The following is a 20690-nucleotide window of genomic DNA, read 5'->3' on the forward strand; positions in this document are numbered from 1 at the left end:
AGGCTGTGGCTCCAGAAGGGGGTCCTGATGCCGCGCATGTTCTTGCTGTTGTTCGCACTCTTGCTTGCCGGACCGGCGTTCGCCGAGCCCCTTCTACTGAAACCCTCGAGAGTGTTCGACGGGACCGCCATGCATGAAGGGTGGCAAGTGATGGTCGACGGCGACCGGATATCGGCCGTCGGTCCGAACCTGATCGTGGCCGAGGGTACCCGCACCGTCGATTTGCCCGGTACGACCCTGTTGCCGGGGCTGATCGAAGGCCATTCACACCTGTTCCTCCACCCCTACAACGAGACCCTTTGGGACGATCAGGTCCTCCATGAACCGCTCGCGCTGCGAACCGCCCGCGCGGTAGCACAGGCCAGGCGAACGCTGGACGCCGGCTTCACCACCGAACGCGACCTTGGGACGGAAGGTGCCGGCTTTGCCGATGCCGGCCTCAAGCAGGCGATCGAAAAGGCTATCGTCCCCGGGCCCCGCCTGCTCGTTTCGACCAAGGCGATCGTCGCGCGCGGCGCTTACGGTCCCAAGGGTTTTGAGCCCGGCCTCGCCATTCCCCAGGGCGCGCAGGAAGTCGCCGGTGTCGACGAAACCGTCCGAGCGGTTCGCGACCAGGTCGCCGGTGGCGCCGATGTCATCAAATTCTATGCCGATTATCATTGGGGCAAGGGCGAGCCGAGCCGGCCGACCCTTTCGCAGGCCGAGCTCGACGCTGGCGTTGCGGCCGCGCACGATGCCGGACGGCCGGTCGCGGTCCATGCAACTACGGCGGAAGGCATGATGAGGGCGGTTCGCGCCGGTGCGGATACGATCGAGCACGGCTATGGCGGGACGGCCGCTGTGTTCGAAGCCATGGCCAAGCGCCATGTCGCGCTGTGCCCGACGCTTGCGGCATCGGAGGCCTATGCACGCTATTTCCAGCGCTGGGATGGACGCGAACCGGCACCTGCCAGCGTCGAGGAGAATCGGGCGTCATTCCGGCTGGCAATGAAGGCAGGTGTTCCAATCTGCATGGGCGGCGATGTCGGCGTCTATTCCCACGGCGAGAACTGGCTGGAGATGGACTCGATGGTCCGGGCAGGAATGCCGGCGGAGCATGTGCTAAGGGCCGCGACCTCCGGAAATGCGCAAATCTTCAGTCTGCCCGACCGTGGGCAGATCAAGGCCGGCCTGCTCGCTGACCTCGTCGCCGTCGACGGCGATCCGACGCGCGATATCCAGGCAATTCGTAAAGTCCGCCTCGTCGTCAAAGGCGGCGCAGTGGTCATCCAGCGCTAACCATATGCCTCTTGCTTTCACCCGCAAGGTCAGCCCGCGCATCGTCGACTGCGCGCTGACTCACGTCGATCGCCAGGCGATCGATGCCGACCGCGCCATTGCCCAGCACGCCGCCTATGAGCAGGCGCTGCGAGAAGCTGGGTTTGACGTCGTTCGCCTCCCTTATCTGGCGGAAGATCCCGATGCGGTGTTTGTCGAGGATACCGCGATCCTGCTGGGAGGGCATGCGGTGATCACTCGCCCCGGCGCGGCATCGCGGGCCGATGAGGTGGATTCGACGGCCACGGGTCTCGAGCCCTATTTTGCGATCCATCGGCTGACAGAAGGAACGCTCGACGGCGGCGATGTGCTCAAGATCGGCGACACGCTGTACGTCGGACAGTCGAGCCGGACCGACGAAGCCGGGACGACAGCCCTGCAGGCCATCGTCACGGCGCTCGGCTATCGGGTCGTGCCGGTAGAGGTCGGCCGCTGCCTTCACCTCAAGACCGCAGTGACCTTCGCCGCCCCCAATACGCTGCTGTTCAATCCGGACTGGGTAGATCCCGCGATATTCGAAGGCACGGATCCCCTGCCGGTCGCGACGGACGAGCCATGGGGAGCCAATGTCGTGCAGGCCGGGAAGCGGCTGATCTATGCAGCGGGAAGCCCGAAGACCGCCGACCGGCTGGGCCAGCGCGGCTTCGACGTCGTGCAGCTGGATCTGTCGGAATTGCAGAAGGCCGAGGCCGGCGGCACCTGCATGAGCCTGATCGGTGATTAGGGTCCTGAACCTTAGTCCATCACCGCATGCTGCTGCGGACCGGTCCCGACCTGGTTGCCGCGCTTCATCAGCAAGAGCAGCGGCAGCACCGCGAAGGTCACCAACATCATCAGCTTGAAGTCGTCGAGATAGGCGATGAACACCGCTTGCCGGGTTACTTCCGCATTGATCACGGCGATCGCGGTTGCCCCCTGCGGGGCGATCGCCTGCAGCAGGCTCGGGTCCACCGTTGGGATGGTTTGGTCGGTGATCTTCGACGCGATGTCGGCATGGGCGACCTGGGACATTCGCACCAGCTGGGTGCTGACAACCGAAATGCCGATCGATCCGCCGATATTGCGGGACAGGTTGAGCAGGCTGGCAGCGGTCGTGCGCATCCGCGGCAACAAGGTCTCGAACGCAAGGCTCTGCAGCGGCACGAAGATCAGGCCGAGGCCAAGACCCTGGACCACGCCGCTCATGATCACCGGGTTCGATGGCTGTTCAAGCGCAAAGCCGGTCATCATCCATAGCGATATGCCCATCAAGGCAACGCCGATACCCACCAGAAGGCGCGAATCGATCTTGCCCGTCAGGCGGCCGGCGAGGAGCATGGAGATGAGGGTCCCTACCCCGCGCGGAGCGGTCAGATAGCCGGACTGAAGTACCGAATAGCCGTAGAGATTCTGCAGCATCGGCGGCAACAGCGCCAGGCCGGCAAGCAGCAGCACGCCGGTCACGGCCATGAACAGCAGGCCGGTCGAAAAATTGCGGTCGGCGAACATCGACCGTTCGAACAGCGGATTCTTGGCGGTCGCAAGATGAACGACGAACATCCAGGCAGCCGCAATTGCGACTCCCATTTCGGCCAGCGTTTCCCAACTGGAGAACCAATCGTTCTGCTCGCCGCGATCCAGGAACAGCTGCAAGGCGCCGAGCGCGATCGCCAGCAAGGCGAAGCCGAAAATATCGAACTTTCGCTGATGTTTCTCGGCGCGCGGCATGTAGCGCGCCATCAGCAGGGCACAGATGATGCCAACCGGCAAGTTCACCAGGAACACCCAGCGCCAATTGTAATTGTCGGTCAGCCAGCCGCCCAGCACCGGCCCCAGGATCGGACCGATCATCACGCCGCCACCGAACAAGGCCATTGCCTGGCTATGCTTTTCGCGCGGGTTGATGTCGAACAATGTGGCCTGGGCCAGCGGGACAATGAATGCGCCGCCGACGCCTTGCAGCGCCCGGAAAAAGACCATTTCGCCGAGCGAGGTGGCAATGGCGCACAGTACCGAAGCCGCCGTAAAGACCACCACGGAAATCAGCAGCAGCCGCTTGCGCCCGACCTTGTCGGCCAGCCAGCCGCTGATCGGCAAGGCAATGGCGGAGGCGACGATATAGCTGGTCAGCACCCAGTTGATGCTGTCCTGGCTGGCGCTGAGACTGGCCTGCATGTGCGGCAGCGCGACATTGGCGATGGTCGTGTCCAGCACCTGCAACAGGACGGCCATCATCACCCCGATGGTAACGATGATCCGTGCACCTCGCGGCAACGGTTGCGCGGCGGTTTGCGCGTCGCTCAACGCTCAGGCCCTCAATTGTCGAGCTTGACCGTAACCGTCGACGACAGTCCGGCGATCATCGGCCGAGACGGCTTGCCGTCAAATGCTATCCGGACCGGAACGCGCTGGGTAACCTTGACCCAGTTCCCATTGGCGTTCTGGGCCGGGATGATGGCGAACTCGCTGCCGGTCCCGGCACCGAGGCTTTCGACATGACCCCTGAATTTTGCTCCGGGATAGGCATCGATCTCGATCTCGGCGATTTGGCCGGGGACCATGCGACCGACATCCTTCTCCTTGAAGTTGGCCTCGACCCAGGCGTTGGAGTCGTGGACCAGCGACAACATGCCAAGGCCGATGACCGCCATCTGCCCGACTTGCAGCTTGTCGGCGTTGGCGATCGTCCCATCCATCGGCGCACGGATGATGGTGCGCGACAGATCCAGCTTCGCCTTGTCGACCGCCGCCTGTGCCTGGGCGATCGACGGCTGCTCGCCAGGCGCCAGCGCCGCACCGGCGTTGGCCGAACGGGCACGCGCGTCGGCAAGCTCGGTTTCGGCCGTCCGAACTTCGTTGAGCGCATCTTCATAGTCGGCACGCGTCGTGAATCCGCGCTTTAGCAGGGCCGACTGCCGGGACAGCGAATTTCGCTTGATCGCCAGATTCGCCTCGGCCCCGGTGATATCGGCCCCGGTGCCAGCCGCCTGCGTTCTGAGCTGCGTCGTCTGCAGCCTGGCAGCGGCGAGCATCGCCTGGGCCTGCTCCAACGCTACTTGGTAAGGCGCCGGGTCGATGCGGAACAGCACGTCACCGCGCTTGACCTGGACGCCATTCTTGACCGCGACGTCGACAACCGGGCCGTTAACCTGCGCGCTCACTGAAACAATGTCCTGCTTCACGGCGGCATTGTCGGTCGACACACTGTCGCCGCTTATCAGCCAATAGCCAAGCCCGGCGAGCAGGATCAGCGCAGGGACAATCCACATCAGCAGGGTGCGGCGGCTCTTCGGCTTCAGCTCGGTGAGTGTCTCCCCCGCAACAGCGCTCATCTTGTTCACGCGGACTTCCTTTCGGCGCTTTCGACGGCGACCATATTCTCGCGAATTTTCTCAAGCGTCGTGCGAAGAACGGCGATTTCCTGGTCGCCAATTCCCGCGAACGCACCGGCCAGGCAATCCTCGGCCAGGACCTTCAAACGTTCGATTAGGGGGTCGGCCTTGTCGGTCAGAAACAGGCGCCAGCTGCGGCGGTCGACCGGATCACGGCGGCGCTCGACCAGACCAGCCTCTTCAAGCCGATCGACGATGCGCCCGGCCGTGATCGGTTCAACGTCCAGCCTGTCAGCCAGTTCAACCTGTTTCATTCCCGGCTCGCGGCTGAGCCTAAACATGGCGCGCCACTGGGCGCTTGTCGCCCCATGTACGGCCGCATGGCGGTTGAACTGACGGCGCAGCATGCGGCTGGTTTCGCCGAGCTCCCACGCCACTTCCTTGAGTGAACTTGACATAGGCACGCATATAATAAGCTTGCTTATAATTTCAACCACTGTCTTGCCAACGCCACAATGTGAGTCCAATCGGGGCACTCATGACAGAACAGAAAATGATCGAGGCGATCCTCGACGAGCTTGAAACCCGCTACTCCGCCTCCGTTGAAAATCTTCGCGACGCGCTCACCGACTACGCCGAAAAGGGCATCCGCCCCGATCCCGCCAAGCGCGACGATGGCGCATTTTCCTACCCGGAACTGCGGATCGAATATGATCCCGAAATGCCGCCGCCGACGCCGGATCGCGCCTTTGCACGGCTGAACCAGCCCGGAATTTACACGACGTCCATCGCCCGGCCGGCCATGTTTCGCGAATATCTTCGCGAGCAACTTGAACATCTGATCCGCGATTACCCAATCAAGGTCAGCGTCGGCGCTTCGGCCAGCGAAATCCCCTATCCCTATGTGCTCGATGGCGGCGAATTGAACCTCGAGGGAATTTCGACCGCGGAATTGTCGCGCTGGTTTCCGTCGACCGACCTTGTCCACATTGGCGACGAAGTTGTCGATGGCGGCTGGGACGTGGCGCTGGATCCGACCCGCCCGCTAGCGCTGTTCGATGCGCTCCGCACCGATTTCAGCCTGGCGCGGCTGAAGCATTACACCGGCACGCCGGCCGAGCATTTCCAGCGCTACGTTCTGTTCACCAACTACGTTCGCTACGTCGACGAGTTCGTCCGCTTCGCAATAGCCGCGTTGCGCGACCCGGACAGCCGCTTCACCAGCCTGTCAGTGCCGGGCGGCAGCTTCGAGCATGGCGACCTGACCGACGCCGAGGAGCAGATCGCCGCCGGCGCCTGGCGGCGCCACCAGATGCCGGCTTACCATCTGATAACGCCCGAGGGCGACGGCATCACTTTGGTCAACATCGGCGTCGGGCCATCCAACGCCAAGACGATCTGCGACCATATTGCGGTGCTTCGGCCGGAGGCCTGGTTGATGATCGGCCATTGCGGTGGCCTTCGCCCAAGCCAGACCATCGGCGATTATGTCCTAGCCCATGCCTATTTGCGCGATGATCATATCCTCGATGATTTGCTGCCGGTGGAAATCCCGATCCCGGCCATCGCCGAGGTCCAGACCGCGCTCTACAACGCGGCGCTGACCGTTACCGGCGAGGATGAAGACAGCGTCAAGAAGCGCCTTCGCACGGGCACGGTGGTGACCACCGACGACCGCAACTGGGAGCTTCGCTACACGCTCTCCGCGCTGCGGTTCAACCAGAGCCGCGCGGTTGCGATCGACATGGAATCGGCCACGGTTGCGGCCCAGGGCTATCGCTTCAGGGTACCTTACGGCACGCTGCTCTGCGTGTCGGACAAGCCACTTCATGGTGAGCTGAAGCTGCCCGGCCAGGCCAACGCCTTTTACGAACGGGCGATCAGCCAGCATCTCCGCATCGGCATCGAAACGCTCGACATCCTGCGCAACGAAGGCGACGGACTGCACAGCCGCAAGCTGCGCAGCTTCGACGAGCCGCCGCTGCGCTAGCTCTTCGGAGGCACCCAGTCCTTGGGCGTGAGGTCGGTAATCCGGCCGAGCTCCGGCACCGGCGGATTGGTAGCGAGATAGGCTTCGGTCACATCAAGATCGAGCCCGGCATCGACCGGCTCACTGCCGCCCGCGAGAAGCGTGTAATTGTCCCCACCCGAGGCGAGGAAATTGTTGACCGCAACACGGTAGGTTTTGCCCGGATCGATAGCCCTGCCGTCCAGGGTCATTGTGACGATCCGCTGGCCTGCGGCACGCGACTTGTCAAAACTGAAGCGGAAATTGGCCGAGGGCGTCAACATGTTGGGCTGGGCCACACTGTTGGTCCCGCTGGCGAACTGCTGCTCCAACACCGCCTTGATCTCCGCCCCCGTGTAGCTTTTGGTCACGACGTTGTTGGCGAAGGGTTGCATCGCAAAAATCTGGCCGAAGGTAACGGCGCCGTCGGCGGCCGGCATCAGGTCGGTGCGCGCCCCGCCGTTATTCATCAATGCGAAGTCGGCGTTGCCGCGGCCAGGGTCGCGGGCGACGAACAGCTGACCGTCGGAGATCAACGCGGCCGCCTGACTCTCAATGCCTTCGCTGCCCTTAAGCACGGCGCCCGCAAGGCGTCCCACCGGGCGGTTGGCAGCGCCCGCAGCCGCATCATGGTAACGCTTGACCAGTGCGGCCACCTCAGGATCGGCCGCAAATAGCCGATGTGACGACACTAGAGGTGCGGTCAGGCGCGCCGTCTGGATCGGCTCGCCCTGGACGATGATGAAGTTGCCCTTGTCGCCGGTCAGCGAACCGCCCGGCCGGTCAAAGGTCAACCGGATGTCCGTGATCAGCGCCCCATATTTGCCCGAGCTGGTCAGCAATCGCGAACCCCCGCCCGGCATAGGAACGCGGCAGATATAGGCATTGTGGGTATGCCCGGAGACGACCAGCTGGATGGCTGGATCGAGCCTGGCAAGGATCGGCAAAATGTCCCCGGCCAGGCCCGGACAGCTTTGGTCATCATATTTGCCGGTGATCGAGCCGCCCTGGTGGATCAGCAGGACGATGGTGCTGGCCCCGGCTGACTTAAGGTCTGGAACCAGCGCGTTGGCGGTCGCCGCCTCATCGGTAAACTTCAGTCCGGTCACGCCGGATGGCGAAACCAGCGTCCTGGTCTCTTTCAGCGTCATGCCGATGAAGCCGATCCGGACCCCGCCGACCTGCTTGATCGCGGTGGCCGGAAACAGCGTCTGTCCATTTGGCCCCACGACATTGGCGGCCAGATATTGGAAGCCGGCACCCGTGAAGCGTTCGACCGCGCAGGGCTTGCGATTGGTGTGTTTCTCGCAGCCGCCCTTTTGCATCCTGAGCAACTCGGCCGAGCCTTTGTCGAACTCATGATTGCCGACCGAGGCCAGATCGAGCCCGGCCATGCTCAGCGCCTTGATGGTCGGCTCGTCAAGGAACAAGGCGGATGTAATCGGGCTTGCGCCGATCAGGTCCCCGGCCGCGACGGTGACGCTGCTTGGCGTCCGCATCTGCTTCAGAGCATTGGCGAGATAGGCTGCACCGCCGGCCGGCACCGCGCCATCCGCGGCGGGCACGGTCAAATTGGGCGGCTCGAGATTGCCGTGGAAATCGTTGATGGCGAGAATCTGTACCTCGACCGGTCCGGTCGCGATCGGCGCCGGCCGCGGCGTCGTGGCGCAGGCAGCGAGGAAAAAAACGAGAGCAAGAAACGCATGCTTCTTCATCAGTGCCTCGTCATTGCGAGCGAATGCGAAGCAATCCAGTCTGGATTGCTACGTCGCTTGCGCTCCTCGCAATGACGCCAAGGCTTGTCGAGGGAATTTGAAGGCTTCATGACCGTGCTCATGACCGATGAACAACTGATCGCCGCCGCGCGCGAGGCCGCGCTTAAAGCCTATGCCCCCTACTCTCGTTTTTCGGTGGGCTGCGCGATCGAGAGCGTCGACGGGCAGGTGGTGACCGGCACTAATGTCGAGAATGCCTGCTACCGTCTCGGAGTATGTGCCGAGCAGAGCGGTCTCAGCGCTGCGCAACTTGCCTTCGGTCTCGGCAATGTCGCGCGGATCGCGGTCGCTGGCGGCGATGGTTCGGGTACCAGCCTTTCGGGTGACCTGGTCTGCACGCCATGCGGCGGCTGCCGCCAGGCAATCCACGAGGCCAGCTGCCTGTCCGGCCGCGACATCGAGATCATCTGTTCAAATGGCGACGGCTCAACGGTCGAGTACCACAACATCTCGACCCTCATCCCGCATGGCTTCGGACCGGCCAATCTCAAGGATGCCGGGTAGTCGCTACTTCAGCTTAATTTCCCGGAGCCGCTCCTGGAGATAGTCGTCGGCCGTTATCGGCGGCCACTTCGGCTGCTCGCCCGGCGCAACCGTGCCCGGCAGCGCTTCAATCAGGAAGTCCGAGCGGAAGTGGAGGAAGTAAGGCATTGAAAAGCGCGCATGGCTCGCCCGGTCAGGCGCCGGATTGACGACGCGATGTGACGTAGAGCGCAGCACGCCGTTGGTCAGTCGCTGAAGCATGTCGCCGATATTGATCACCAGCTCGCCGGGCCGTGAAATGACCGGGATCCAACGGCCATCCTTGGTCTTCAACTCCAGCCCGGCCTCCTCGGCCCCCAGGAGCAGCGTGATGGTGTTGATGTCTTCATGCGCCCCCGCGCGGATATGCTCGCCGGTCGGCTCGGTCTGCGCCGGGTAATGGAGCAGCCGCATCACGGAATTGCCGTCCTTGACCGTATCCGTGAAGTAATCCTCGTCGACTTTCAGGAAGCGGGCAATCGCCCGCAGCACCTTGAGGCCCGCCTGGTCGAACGCCTCAAAAAGCTCCTGGAACGTCTCTTTGAAGCCCGCCACCTCGGACGGCCAGACGTTGGGCAACATGCTCGACGCATATTTGTGTCCAGCTGGCAGATCGCGGCCGACGTGCCAGAATTCCTTGAGATCGTGTGCCTTCAGCCCTTTGGCCGTCTCGATCCCGAATGGCGTGTAGCCGCGCTGGCCACTCTGACCCTCGATGAAATATTTCCGCTTCACGTCTTCGGGAAGCGCGAAGAATAACTTCGACTTCTGCTCCGCGCTGTCGATCAGATCCTGCGGGATGCCATGGTCGCGTATCACCGCGAAGCCATAGTCGACGAAACTGCGGCCAAGCTCATTGGCGAAACCCTGCGGGTCCTCGTCGGCATCGGCTAACGAAACGGAAGCGATCTGATCGCTGGTCAAAACGTCGGTCATGTCAGGCTCTTAGCAAAAAATCAGCCGATCATCAGCCCGGCTAACGCGGCGCTCATCAGATTGGCGAGCGAGCCGGCCAGCAGTGCGCGCAGGCCAAGCTTGGCGATCATCGGCCGCTGGTTCGGCGCGAGGTTGCCGGTCACCGCCATCTGGATTGCGATCGACGAGAAGTTGGCGAAGCCGCACAGCGCGAAGGTGACAATGGCCCGGCTACGGTCGCTGAGCGCGGCCGCGGGACCCGCGGCATTGCCGAGGTCGATGAAGGCAACGAATTCGTTCAGGACGATCTTGGTGCCGAACAGGCCGCCGGCAACCCCCGCCTCGTTCCACGGAACGCCGATCAGATACATTACCGGCGAAAACAGCAGGCCGACAATTGCCTGGAACGACAGGTCGGGCCGGCCGAACCAGCCGCCGATACCTCCGAGAATACCATTGGCGAGCGCCACCAGGGCGACGAACGCCAATACCATCGCGCCGACGGCCACCGCCAGCTTGACGCCGGTTTGCGCGCCCTGCGCGGCGGCCATGATGATGTTTGCCGGGCGCTCGCCCTCCTCGAAGGTATGGACCTCAATCTCATCCTCGGGCGCGACGACCGCGCCGCCTTTGAGGGCAAGTTCCTCGGGATCGGCCGGTTCGTCCGGCATGATTAGCTTGGCCATCAGGATGCCGCCCGGAGCGGACATGAATGCCGCGGCCAACAGATAAGGCAGATATTTTTCGCCGAGCAGCCCGGCATAGGCTGCGAGGATTGTCCCGGCGACGCCGGCCATACCTACTGCCATCAGGGTGAACAGGTGCGACGGCGCCAGCGCGGCGAGATAAGGCCGGACCACCAACGGGCTTTCCGACTGGCCGACGAATATATTGGCTGCCGAACCAAGCGATTCGACCCGGCTGATCCCGGTCACCCAGCCGATCGCGCCGCCGACCCAGCGCACGATCCGCTGCATGATGCCAAGATGATAAAGGATGGCGACCAGGGAGGCGAAGAAGACGATTACCGGTAGCGCGGCGATGGCAAAAGTGTGCGCCAGGGGGTTGGCGTCGGTCGGGCCGAACAGGAATTCGGTGCCCTTGGTGGCGTAGCTGAGCAGGCTGGCGACACCATCCGACATGCCCTGGATGACCGCGCGTCCGCCGCTGGTTCGAAGCACCAGGAAGGCGATGACCGCCTGTAATGCGAAGGCAGCACCGACGACGCGCAGGCGGATTGCCTTGCGGTTAGACGAAAACAGCACGGCAATCAGAATGATAGCGGCGATCCCCGCCAGCCCAAGCAATTGGTTCATGTAACGCGACCCCTCCCCCGGGCCATCCTACCAAGTAACGCCTTGTTCCGAATTTTTCGCCGCTTCGTCCAGTAGGTTGAGCGCTTCTGCCGGCGTTTCCGCTTTCAGCATCTGCAGACGCCGGGCCTGGCTAAGGAAGCCACTGTCGCGCACATGGTCCATGAAATCGCTTAGGTCGTTCCAGAATCCGTTTACGTTCAAAAGGCAGAAGGGCTTGGCGTGATAGCCAAGTGCGTTCCAGGTCCAGGCCTCGAACATCTCATCGAGCGTACCGATCCCACCCGGAAGGCAGACGAACCCGTCGCACAACTCGGTCATCTTGGCCTTGCGTTCATGCATGTTGGCGACGGTGGTGAGGTCGGTCAGGCCGGTATGGGCCACCTCATGATCGACCAGGGCCTGCGGGATAACGCCATAAACCTTGCCGCCGGCCGCAAGCATCTCGTCGGCAATGATCCCCATCAGTCCCAGCCGTCCGCCGCCATAAACCATGTCGACGCCGCGCGCTGCCATTTCGCGCACAAGCGCGCGTGCGGCATCGGCGAAAGCCGGGTCGCTGCCCGGTGCGGAACCGCAGTAGACCGCTAGCTTCCGGATCATAGCTTCACCAATTCCTTCAGGTCCGAGATCGGCCGAGCGCCATAGTGCTGGATCACCTCGCCGGCGGCGATCGCCCCGGTCCACAGGCAGCGTTCCAAGCCTGCGCCCTTGCACCGAGCGGCGAGAAATCCGGCAGCGAAAAGGTCTCCGGCCCCAGTTGTATCAACCACTTGCCTAACCGGGGCGGCCGGGATCGCAACCCGTTCGCCGGCCTCCAGGCCAATGGCGCCGTCCGGCCCCTTGGTAATGACCAGTGTCGGGACCTTCGCGGCCAACTCATTGAGGGACGCTTCAAGGTCGGTTCGGCCCGTCAACTGTCGCGCCTCATCTTCGTTGCAGAACAGCAAGTCGACCCCGCCGCTGCCGATCATCTCCGAAAAGCTTTCCTTACGTCCGGCGATGCACACGCTTTCACTCAGTGTGAACGCGACTTGCCGGCCGGCGCCGTGAGCGACGTCGATCGCATCCATCATCGCCGCGCGTGGTTTCGCCGGACCGAATAAATAGCCTTCCAGGAACAGAATCGAAGCCGACGCAATCAGCTGGCGGTCCAAGGCTTCCGTGCTCAGCTCATGGCTGGCCCCAGGCGACGTGTTCATCGTCCGTTGGCCGTCCGGCGTGACCAGGATCAGGCAGCGGCCTGTCGGCGGGCCATCAAGCAACGGCGGCGTGTCGAAGCGCACACCGAGCGCGTGCATGTCATGCTCGAAGATCAGGCCGAGCTGGTCTTCGGCGACCTGGCCGATGAATCCAGCCGACCCGCCCATCGCCGCGACGCCCGCCATCGAATTGGCGGCCGATCCGCCCGACATTTCCCGCGCTACTCCCATCGCCGAGTAAAGCTCGTCAGCCTGCGCCGGCGTGAGCAGCTGCATCGAGCCCTTGGGCAAATTATGCGCGCGAATGAACTCCTCATCGCAATTGGCGATGACGTCGACGATGGCATCGCCCATGGCCACAATGTCGAGGGAAGCTTTGGTCACGCTGCGCGCGCCTAGCCGCGCGACGCCGAAGCGGTCAAGAAATCGAGGGACTTGCGGCGGACAACAAAGGCGCTACGCCTCACGCATGACCGACCAGACGACCTCGACCTCCCCTGCAATCCCTCGCTCCTTGTTTGCCTTCGCCATCTTCTACGGCGGCATGGTTTGCATCGCCGGCGTACTCGGCAACAAGCAGGTCGCACTCGGCCCGCTGTCGGCAATTGGGCCGCTAGTCGGTCTCGGCCCGCTGGCCGTCGAAGCCGGCATTTTCGCATTCCTGATGCTGGTGGTGACTTCAAGCTCGGTCGCCGAGCTTCACGGCCGCGCCACTGCCAACCGGCTGGTTCTTATCGGCTTCGTGCCGCTGATCGTTTCGCTGCTGCTCAGCGTGGCCGTGCTGGGACTTCCCGCCGCCCACGACATGGACCCGGCAAGGTTGAGCGCCTTCGAAACCATCATGGGCGGCACTCCGCGGATCTGGCTCGGCGGGATCCTGGCCTATGGCCTTTCGACGCTGCTCAATGTCTCGATCTTTGCGCGACTGAAGGGCCAGGAGGGTGAGAAATTGCTGTGGCTGCGTTCGGCCGTTGCCAGCGCGCTCAGCCAGATCGTCGACACGCTGATCTTCATTTCGGTCGCCTTCTACGGCGTCTTCCCGATCGGCGAGCTGCTGCTCGGCCAGATGATGGCCAAGGTCGTGCTTTCGATCATCCTGGTGCCCCCATTTATCTACGGCTTCGTGGCCCTGGGACGCAGGCTGGATTCCCAATATTAACCCCAAGCGTTGCCGAATCGCACCAGCCGCAAATTCAATTTATTGGCCGTCACAAAAATGTAGCATCCGCCGTTTCTTGCCCTTAGGCGTCACCCTGGGGATGCAGCGATGGGGTGGGGTTTTTCTGCAACGCAATGGCGAAAAGGTGATGGCCTGAACGGCTAGTCACCCAAGTGTCTAATTCGACCCCTAGCTGCCCGGCATTCGTATTCAGTGCGTAGATAAATATTGGGGTCTAACGTGAAAAAAATCGTCCTACTCGCTTCGAGCGCGCTCGTCGCTCCTGCCGTCGTCGTCGTCGCGCCGATGTCGGCCGTCGCCCAGCAAATCACTACCTCCATCCAGGGTAAGGTGACCAACGAGTCGGGCGCGGCGGTCGCCAATGCGACGGTGACGGTAACCGACACCCGCACCGGCGCGTCGCGGGACATCAGTGCCGATTCACAAGGCCTGTTCAACGCCGAGAATCTGACGACCGGCGGCCCATACACCGTGACGGCGAAGGCCGACGGCTATCAGGGCCAGACGGTCGATACCATTTTCACCACCCTTCAAGGCCCGACTGAACTCACCTTTTCGCTGAGCCCGGTCGCCGAAGCAGCCGACACGCAGACGATCGTCGTCACGGCGGCGCGGGTGAAAGCCACGCAGCTCGAGATTGGCCCCGGCACGTCGTTCAACACCCAGGCATTGCAGGCCGCGCCGACCTTTGACCGCGATATTCGCGACATCATCAAGGCGGACCCGCGCGTCAGCCTCGATCGCCAGGACGTATCCAGCGGCGGTTCCGGCGCGGACAGAATTTCGTGCCTGGGCGGCAACGACCGTTTCAACACCTTCACCGTCGACGGCATTCCGCAAAGCGACATTTACGGCCTTAACGACACCGGCTTCTCGTCGCGCAGCTCGACCCCGGTTCCCTACGACGCGGTTCGCGAGGCCCAGGTCCAGTTCGCTCCGTTCGATGTCGAATATGGCCAGTTCACCGGCTGCGCGATCAACGTCGTGACCAAATCCGGTTCCAACCGGTTCCATGGCGGTGGGTTCTACGAATTCTCGAACAGCGACCTGCGCGGTGACGAACTGCCTGGAATTCACCTGGCTCCGATCCAGCCCGACAAGCGCTGGGGCGTCAATTTCAGCGGTCCGATCATCAAGGATCGCCTGTTCTTCTTCGGCGCCTACGAAAAGCAAACCTCCGGCCAATCGCAGGACGACGGTCCGGCCGGAGCGGGATACGCCAACGAGATTACGGCCGTCACCGAGGCCCAGTTCAACCAAATCTCCCAGGCGATCCTCGACATTTACGGAGTCGACACCGGCCCGTTGGTCCACAACCGGCCTTTCACCAACAAGCGGCTGTTCGGACGCGTCGACTGGCAGATTACCGACGACCACCGCCTGGAGCTGACCCATCAGCGGCTCAAGGAAAACACCGTCAAGACCGATGACTTCAACACGACCGACCGTGTCGTCACCGGCCTCAACAACTACCTCAATAGCGGCACCGACTCGAAATATTCTTCGGTCCGCCTCTATTCCAACTGGACCGACAATTTCTCGACCGAGCTGCGCTACGCGCACTCGAACGTCCAGGACATCCAGGATCCAATCGGCGGCGGCGAAGCGCAGTCGGGCAGCCCGATCACGCGCATCGTTGTCGGCGTCGACAATCCAGGTTCAGCCCCGGATGCGACGATCATCGCCGGCCCCGGCTTTTCGCGCACCGCCAACGATCTCAAGACCAAGCTCGACCAGTTCAAGGCGACCGCAAATTACGATGCCGGCGATCACAAGCTGAAGCTGGGCTTCGAATATAACCATGCCAACCTGTTCAACCTGTTCGTCCAGAACGCGACCGGCACGCTCGTTTTCCGGAACTTCGCGGACCTTCAGAACGGCATTCTCTCGAACGGAACCTCGACCGCCAATCCAATCTCGACTGTCACGGTTCCAGGCACTGCCGCGGGCGCCTACATCAACGGCACGGAAAGCGGCGACATCAATGACGCCGCTGCGTCCTTCAGCCGGACCATCTACTCGCTCTATGCCCAGGACGATTGGCGAGTGAATGACGATCTTAAGCTGGTCGGCGGTATCCGCGTCGATTGGTACTCGGGCGATCATCCAAGGCTCAACGAGGTCTTCGAAAATCGTTACGGCTTTGGCAACGATACCGGATTCAGCGATCTCGATCCGGTCATCCTGCCGCGTCTCGGCTTCACCTATAACCTGCCTGAATTCAGCGTCGTCAAGCACAGCCGACTTCAGGGTGGCGTGGGTATCTTCTCTGGTGGCGACCCGGTCGTTTGGTTCGGAAACGTATTCCAAAACAATGGCATGGGTTTTGGGCAAGGCGTGAGCAGGGGCTCGGTCGGCGGTATTCCGACTGGCTGTCCTGCCGGCCCGCTCGACGTCGTCGATGCCGGCGGCAACTTCACCGGATTCCCGCAATGCGTCGTCGATCATGCCAGCACGCTGGCCGCGACCGGCAACGGTTTCACCCAGGCGGTCGATCCGGACTTGAAACTGTCGACCGTCTGGCGCGCCAACATCGGCTACCAGGCCGACGTTGAGTTCGCCGACACCGCGTTCGGTCGCGGCTGGCACGTCAACCTCGATTACATCTACAGCCAGTACAAGAATCCGTTCACGATCGCGGACCTCTCCCAGGCGGTCGATCCCAGGAAGGGGCTAAACGGCTATACGATCGACGGGCGTCCCATTTATTCGACGATCGATCCGCTCGCGACCGGATGCTCCGCGACCCTGGTCGAATTCAATCCCACTCCAATCTACGACAACGTCAGCAATGCCTGCTTCGGCGGCGCGCTTCCAACCAACCTCAGTAACCGCGGCGAATATTTGCTGACCAACGCCGGAAGCTACCGGACGCATGTGGCATCGTTCGTTCTGCAAAAGAACTTCGATGCCGGACTGCTGACGTCGGGCGGATCGAGCGTATTCACCTTCGGCTACGCCTATACCAACGCGCACGATCGCCGGAACATGTACAACTCGACGGCGGGGTCCAACTTCAACGTGACCTCCGTCTTCGACCGGCAGGACCCGGATGCGTCGCGGGCATTCTACGAGACGCGTCACAACATCACCTTCTCGGGCAATATCCGCGAAAAGTTCTTCGACGATCTCGCAACGTCGCTCGGCTTTACCTTCGTTGCCAGGTCGGGCCGTCCTTACAGCCTGACCTTTGCCGGCAGCGGCGTGTTCAACGCCAACCAGAGCAGCAGCACCAACGGCAACCTGGTCTATCTGCCGACGGGGCTGACCGACCCGAACGTGTCGCCATTGTCGACGATCAGCGCCTCGGACATGCAATTGCTGGTCGATTTCGCCAGCTCCCATAAGTGCGCGAAGAAATATATCGGCAGCACCATTCCGCGGAACACCTGCACCAACGACTGGTACAAGGATCTTGATCTGCGCTTCTCGCAGGAGCTGCCTGGACCGGGCCGGCTGTTCGGAAGCCCGTACGGCATCAAGGATAAGCTCACCGCCTATCTGATGGTCGATAACTTCCTGAACCTGCTCAACAAGGACTGGAACAATCAGCATCGCCGGGACTTCGGCGGCCGCCAGCAGATTGCGGGGCTGACCACGACCGGCGTCGACGCCAACGGCAAGTATATCTTCGCCAACGCCAGTCCCCTCGTCACCAACGCAGCCACCGGGCTTCGTCCGTACGACACGGCGAACTTCATCAACGTGTCGAGCTCCGTCTGGAAACTGAAGCTGGGTATCAGCTACGAATTCTAATCCGGTCTAACGACCAATGGGCGGCGTCGCTTCTTCGGGAGCGGCGCCGCTTTCGTTTGAACCTAACTTAAGTTGGCGGATTTCGCCGTCGGCAGGGGCGCTCAGTCGCCCCTTCGCTGCCGCTCCGGGCGCTCTAACGGGCGCTCAGTCGCCGCTCGCTCCGCGAGCGCGCCCCAAAATCGGACCGTGCCCCGCACGGTCGGATTTTGGAGCGGGTAGCGGGAATCGAACCCGCGCGTTCAGCTTGGGAAGCTGACAGGCTACCATTACATCATACCCGCGCGGCTGCCGATCTAGGTCGCGGCCAGTCGAGCGTCAACGCTTCTAGATCCCGCCCGCGACCGGCTCATAGCCGAGGTCGGCGAGCTGGTCGGCCAGACTGTCCGCGACCGCTTGGGCTCGGTCAGCATCCTCCGATCGAACTACGAAGTTCGACCCGACCCTGCCCTCTTTAAAGAAGGGGTAGCTTCCGATCGAGATGCCGTCAGCGGCCTGCTCGGCCATGCGCAACATGTCGGCCACTTCGCTCTCCGGAGCGAAAGCGCCGACAGTCACTGAAACCAGCGGTCTGCCACCTTCCAGCTTTCCCGTCAGCGCGTCGAGCATTCCCGCGGTGATGTGCGGAACTCCGGCCATCAGGAATAGATTGCCGATTTGGATTCCCGGCGCGCCCGACATCTGGTTTTCGATCAGCTCGGCACCTTCGGGTACCCGCGCCATTCTCAAGCGCCCCTCGTTGAGCCCGCCTCGATTTTCATAATAGCCTTCCAGGATGGCGCGCGCGGCCGGATGAATAACGACCGGGACGCCTAGCGCCTTTGCGATCGCATCCACGGTGATGTCGTCATGGGTCGGTCCGATGCCGCCCGTGGTGAAGCAATAGTCGTAACGGTGGCGGAGCGCGTCCACCGCCTCGACGATCCGAGCCTCGACGTCAGGCACGACCCGCACCTCCGCCAGCCTGATGCCTTGCGCGTTGAGCCAGGTCGCAACCTGGGCAATATTCTTGTCCTGGGTCCGGCCAGACAGGATTTCGTCGCCGATCACCGCCAGCCCGGCTGTCCAAACCTTCGACAAGTCACGCCCTCCATTCGACATTTCGATGCCCCTACCCTATCTGGGGCTCATGACGGAATACATCCAAGTCGGCCCCGAAGATCGCGCCGAACCGCGCAGCCATGTAATCAAGCTGCACGGGCCCGAGGGGTTCGACGGCATGCGTCGCGCCGGCCGCCTGGCCGCCGAGATCCTCGACGCGCTGGTGCCGCAGGTTGTTCCGGGCGTGACGACCGGAGAAATCGACGCAATCGTTCAGCGGATGACCCTGGAAGCCGGCGGCATACCCGCGACGCTTGGCTATCGTGGCTATACCAAGAGTTGCTGCACCTCGATCAACCATGTCGTATGTCATGGCATTCCAGGCGATAAGGTTTTGAAGGACGGGGACATCGTCAACATCGACGTGACGCCGATTCTCGACGGCTGGCATGGCGATACCAGCCGCATGTTCCTGGTCGGCGATGTGCCGATCAAGGCGAAAAAGCTGGTTGATGTCACCTACGAATGCCTGATGCTGGGACTTGAGCAGGCCAAGCCCGGCAACCGGCTTGGTGACGTTGCTAACGCCATCCAGGTCCATGCCGAAAAGCACCGCTACGGCGTGGTCCGTGATTTCTGCGGGCATGGACTGGGCCGGCTGTTCCATGACAGCCCGGAAGTGATCCACGCCGGCCGGCCCAACACCGGCCCGGAACTCAAGCCCGGGATGTTCTTCACGGTCGAGCCAATGATCAATATCGGCCGTCCGGACGTTAAGCTTCTCGACGACGGCTGGACCGCGGTGACTCGCGACCGCTCCCTATCGGCTCAGTTCGAACATTCGATCGGGATCACCGAAACCGGGTGCGAGATTTTCACGAAGAGCCCGAAAGGGCTGGATCGTCCGCCCTACGCCTGAACCATCGAGCACAAGTCCGCCGGCGCCTCGCGCCGCCGGACCGAGGCAGCAAAACATGGAATCCGGCGCGAAGTAAATTCGCGCCGTCGGTCCTGTCGCCCTATGGGCGCAGGCCGCCCGATGCTCGTCGACTCTTCGCGCTGCTAGCGATTGCGGCGCAATCGCCGCGCTGCGCTCGGCTTCTCGCCTAAGCGGCCTTCGACTTCCGCACTTCGTCCCAACGAGACACAAGCGCCTGCGCATTCTCGACGTCCTCAGGGAAATCGACCTCACCCCATTCGTGGCCGCTGATGTCCAGCGTCCAGACCGGAGCTTCCTGAGCGACCTGGTGAATGACGCGAAGGTACCAGATGGTGGTCCCTTCGGCGGTGCGAATCGCACGCTCGATGGCGTGGCGGAATGTCTGGGCGCCTGCCCCGCGAAAGGCCAGCAGACCGATCGACTCGGCATTGACCTCATCGAGGTCGAGCCGCTTGCCGATGGCGTGCAGCCGGCCTGCGTCGTCGACGACGACCTTCATATCGTCCTCGTCATAGCCATCCTTGCGGTCGATGGTGACGCAAATGCCTTCGCGGTCGCCGTTGCCGACCACCTGCGCCATCAACGCCTCGCTGACCAGCGTATCGCCGTTCCAGACCAGTACATCGCCTTCGATCTCGGCCTTTGCCACGAACAGCGAGCCCAGGTTGTCGGCAACCTTGTAGAAGGGGTTGTAGACGGTCCGCACACGCGGTCCGATGTCGCCGCGACGCTTCAGGGCCAATTCAATCTGGTCGTCGCGGAAACCGGTCACCACGACGGCCTCTTCGACGCCATTGGCGGCCAACGCATCGAGCTGACGGTCGAGCAAGGTGCGGCCGTTGAACTCGATCAGGCACTTCGGCCGGTCGTCCGTAAGATGTCCGAGACGCGAGCCCTGGCCGGCGGAAAGAATAATCGCTTTCTTCATATCGCCGACCAACTGCCCTCTAATTGCGGCAGAGATTTGTCCAAAACATTGCAGTCGCCGCACCGCAGCATCAGCCCATGGCGCTTTTTCGTCTCATGTGCCTATGATGACCGGTCAAAAGGGATCCCGGCGCCGTGAAGAAGATCGAAGCGATCATCAAGCCATTCAAGCTCGACGACGTGAAGGACGCGCTTCACGAAGTCGGAGTTTCGGGAATCACTGTGACTGAAGTGAAGGGCTTTGGCCGCCAGAAGGGCCATACCGAGCTTTATCGCGGTGCCGAATATGTCGTCGACTTCCTGCCCAAGGTGAAGATCGAGGTGGTCGTCGAGGACGATCTTGCCGATCGTACGGTCGAGGCGATCGAGGCAGCGGCAAGGACCGGCCGGATCGGCGATGGCAAGATTTTCGTGCTTCCTGTCGAACAGGCGATCCGCATCCGAACCGGCGACCGCGGTCCGGACGCGATCTGACGGTTCCGCTTC

General features: G+C 62.4%; 18 protein-coding genes and 1 tRNA gene. 8 read left to right on the forward strand and 11 right to left on the reverse strand.

Annotated features, from left to right (window positions below; translation table 11 throughout):
* Positions 1-27: 27 nt before the first annotated feature.
* Positions 28-1278: a metal-dependent hydrolase family protein gene (locus tag LZ518_RS04885; RefSeq protein WP_249914894.1), complete on the forward strand. Its 1251-nt coding sequence runs from the start codon at positions 28-30 to the stop codon at positions 1276-1278.
* Between the two features lie 4 nt (positions 1279-1282).
* Positions 1283-2041 carry a dimethylarginine dimethylaminohydrolase family protein gene (locus LZ518_RS04890; RefSeq protein ID WP_249914895.1) on the forward strand — a complete coding sequence of 253 codons (759 nt, stop codon included), beginning with the start codon at positions 1283-1285 and terminating at the stop codon, positions 2039-2041.
* Between the two features lie 11 nt (positions 2042-2052).
* Here LZ518_RS04890 and LZ518_RS04895 read toward each other — a convergent pair whose 3' ends face one another.
* The 3 genes from LZ518_RS04895 to LZ518_RS04905 are packed head-to-tail and all read right to left on the reverse strand — an operon-like array spanning position 2053 to position 5086.
* A complete protein-coding gene (locus LZ518_RS04895) occupies positions 2053-3600 on the reverse strand; it encodes a DHA2 family efflux MFS transporter permease subunit (protein ID WP_249914896.1) in 1548 nt (515 codons plus the stop codon).
* Positions 3601-3611: 11 nt separating this feature from the next.
* Positions 3612-4628: an HlyD family secretion protein gene (locus LZ518_RS04900; protein WP_249916505.1), complete on the reverse strand. Its 1017-nt coding sequence runs from the start codon at positions 4626-4628 to the stop codon at positions 3612-3614.
* Positions 4629-4633: 5 nt separating this feature from the next.
* Positions 4634-5086, reverse strand: a complete 453-nt coding sequence (locus tag LZ518_RS04905; protein ID WP_249914897.1) for a MarR family winged helix-turn-helix transcriptional regulator — start codon at positions 5084-5086, stop codon at positions 4634-4636.
* A gap of 80 nt (positions 5087-5166) precedes the next feature.
* Between LZ518_RS04905 and LZ518_RS04910 the strand changes: the two genes are divergently transcribed.
* Entirely contained in the window at positions 5167-6618 is a 1452-nt protein-coding gene (locus LZ518_RS04910; protein ID WP_249914898.1) for an AMP nucleosidase, read from the forward strand.
* Here LZ518_RS04910 and LZ518_RS04915 read toward each other — a convergent pair.
* The gene (locus tag LZ518_RS04915; RefSeq protein ID WP_249914899.1) at positions 6615-8351 is read right to left on the reverse strand and encodes a bifunctional metallophosphatase/5'-nucleotidase; all 1737 of its coding nucleotides are present in this window, start codon (positions 8349-8351) and stop codon (positions 6615-6617) included. The genes LZ518_RS04910 and LZ518_RS04915 overlap by 4 nt on opposite strands.
* Before the next feature lie 120 nt (positions 8352-8471).
* Between LZ518_RS04915 and LZ518_RS04920 the strand changes: the two genes are divergently transcribed.
* On the forward strand, positions 8472-8915 hold the full coding sequence (locus LZ518_RS04920; protein WP_249914900.1) for a cytidine deaminase: 444 nt from the start codon (positions 8472-8474) through the stop codon (positions 8913-8915).
* A 3-nt stretch (positions 8916-8918) separates the two neighbouring features.
* Here LZ518_RS04920 and LZ518_RS04925 read toward each other — a convergent pair whose 3' ends face one another.
* The 4 genes from LZ518_RS04925 to LZ518_RS04940 are packed head-to-tail and all read right to left on the reverse strand — an operon-like array spanning position 8919 to position 12747.
* Positions 8919-9869 carry an isopenicillin N synthase family dioxygenase gene (locus LZ518_RS04925; protein ID WP_249914901.1) on the reverse strand — a complete coding sequence of 317 codons (951 nt, stop codon included), beginning with the start codon at positions 9867-9869 and terminating at the stop codon, positions 8919-8921.
* A gap of 20 nt (positions 9870-9889) precedes the next feature.
* Positions 9890-11164 carry a NupC/NupG family nucleoside CNT transporter gene (locus LZ518_RS04930; protein ID WP_249914902.1) on the reverse strand — a complete coding sequence of 425 codons (1275 nt, stop codon included), beginning with the start codon at positions 11162-11164 and terminating at the stop codon, positions 9890-9892.
* Positions 11165-11191: 27 nt separating this feature from the next.
* Positions 11192-11764 (reverse strand): LOG family protein, encoded by a 573-nt coding sequence (locus LZ518_RS04935; RefSeq protein ID WP_249914903.1) that lies wholly within the window; start codon positions 11762-11764, stop codon positions 11192-11194.
* Entirely contained in the window at positions 11761-12747 is a 987-nt protein-coding gene (locus LZ518_RS04940) for an adenosine kinase (RefSeq protein WP_249914904.1), read from the reverse strand. The genes LZ518_RS04935 and LZ518_RS04940 overlap by 4 nt, the downstream gene beginning before the upstream one ends.
* Positions 12748-12832: 85 nt before the next feature.
* Between LZ518_RS04940 and LZ518_RS04945 the strand changes: the two genes are divergently transcribed.
* Positions 12833-13522 (forward strand): queuosine precursor transporter, encoded by a 690-nt coding sequence (locus LZ518_RS04945; RefSeq protein ID WP_249914905.1) that lies wholly within the window; start codon positions 12833-12835, stop codon positions 13520-13522.
* A gap of 240 nt (positions 13523-13762) precedes the next feature.
* Positions 13763-17299 carry a TonB-dependent receptor gene (locus LZ518_RS04950; RefSeq protein ID WP_249914906.1) on the forward strand — a complete coding sequence of 1179 codons (3537 nt, stop codon included), beginning with the start codon at positions 13763-13765 and terminating at the stop codon, positions 17297-17299.
* A 207-nt stretch (positions 17300-17506) separates the two neighbouring features.
* On the opposite strand, the gene LZ518_RS04955 is transcribed toward LZ518_RS04950, so the two are convergent.
* Both LZ518_RS04955 and LZ518_RS04960 read right to left on the reverse strand, forming a co-directional pair.
* Positions 17507-17580: transfer RNA gene (locus LZ518_RS04955), tRNA-Gly, on the reverse strand.
* Between the two features lie 43 nt (positions 17581-17623).
* Positions 17624-18397 (reverse strand): competence/damage-inducible protein A, encoded by a 774-nt coding sequence (locus tag LZ518_RS04960; RefSeq protein WP_249914907.1) that lies wholly within the window; start codon positions 18395-18397, stop codon positions 17624-17626.
* Positions 18398-18425: 28 nt separating this feature from the next.
* Here LZ518_RS04960 and map point away from each other — a divergent pair, with 28 nt between their 5' ends.
* Complete coding sequence (map, locus tag LZ518_RS04965) at positions 18426-19256, forward strand: type I methionyl aminopeptidase (protein WP_249914908.1); 831 nt, start codon at positions 18426-18428, stop codon at positions 19254-19256.
* Between the two features lie 187 nt (positions 19257-19443).
* Here map and LZ518_RS04970 read toward each other — a convergent pair whose 3' ends face one another.
* Positions 19444-20205, reverse strand: a complete 762-nt coding sequence (locus tag LZ518_RS04970; RefSeq protein WP_249914909.1) for a phosphocholine cytidylyltransferase family protein — start codon at positions 20203-20205, stop codon at positions 19444-19446.
* Between the two features lie 134 nt (positions 20206-20339).
* Here LZ518_RS04970 and LZ518_RS04975 point away from each other — a divergent pair, with 134 nt between their 5' ends.
* Positions 20340-20678, forward strand: coding sequence for a P-II family nitrogen regulator (locus LZ518_RS04975; RefSeq protein WP_249914910.1), 339 nt, complete (start codon positions 20340-20342; stop codon positions 20676-20678).
* The last annotated feature ends 12 nt before the right edge of the window (positions 20679-20690 follow it).

Source organism: Sphingomonas brevis (assembly GCF_023516505.1).
Classification (GTDB): domain Bacteria; phylum Pseudomonadota; class Alphaproteobacteria; order Sphingomonadales; family Sphingomonadaceae; genus Sphingomicrobium; species Sphingomicrobium breve.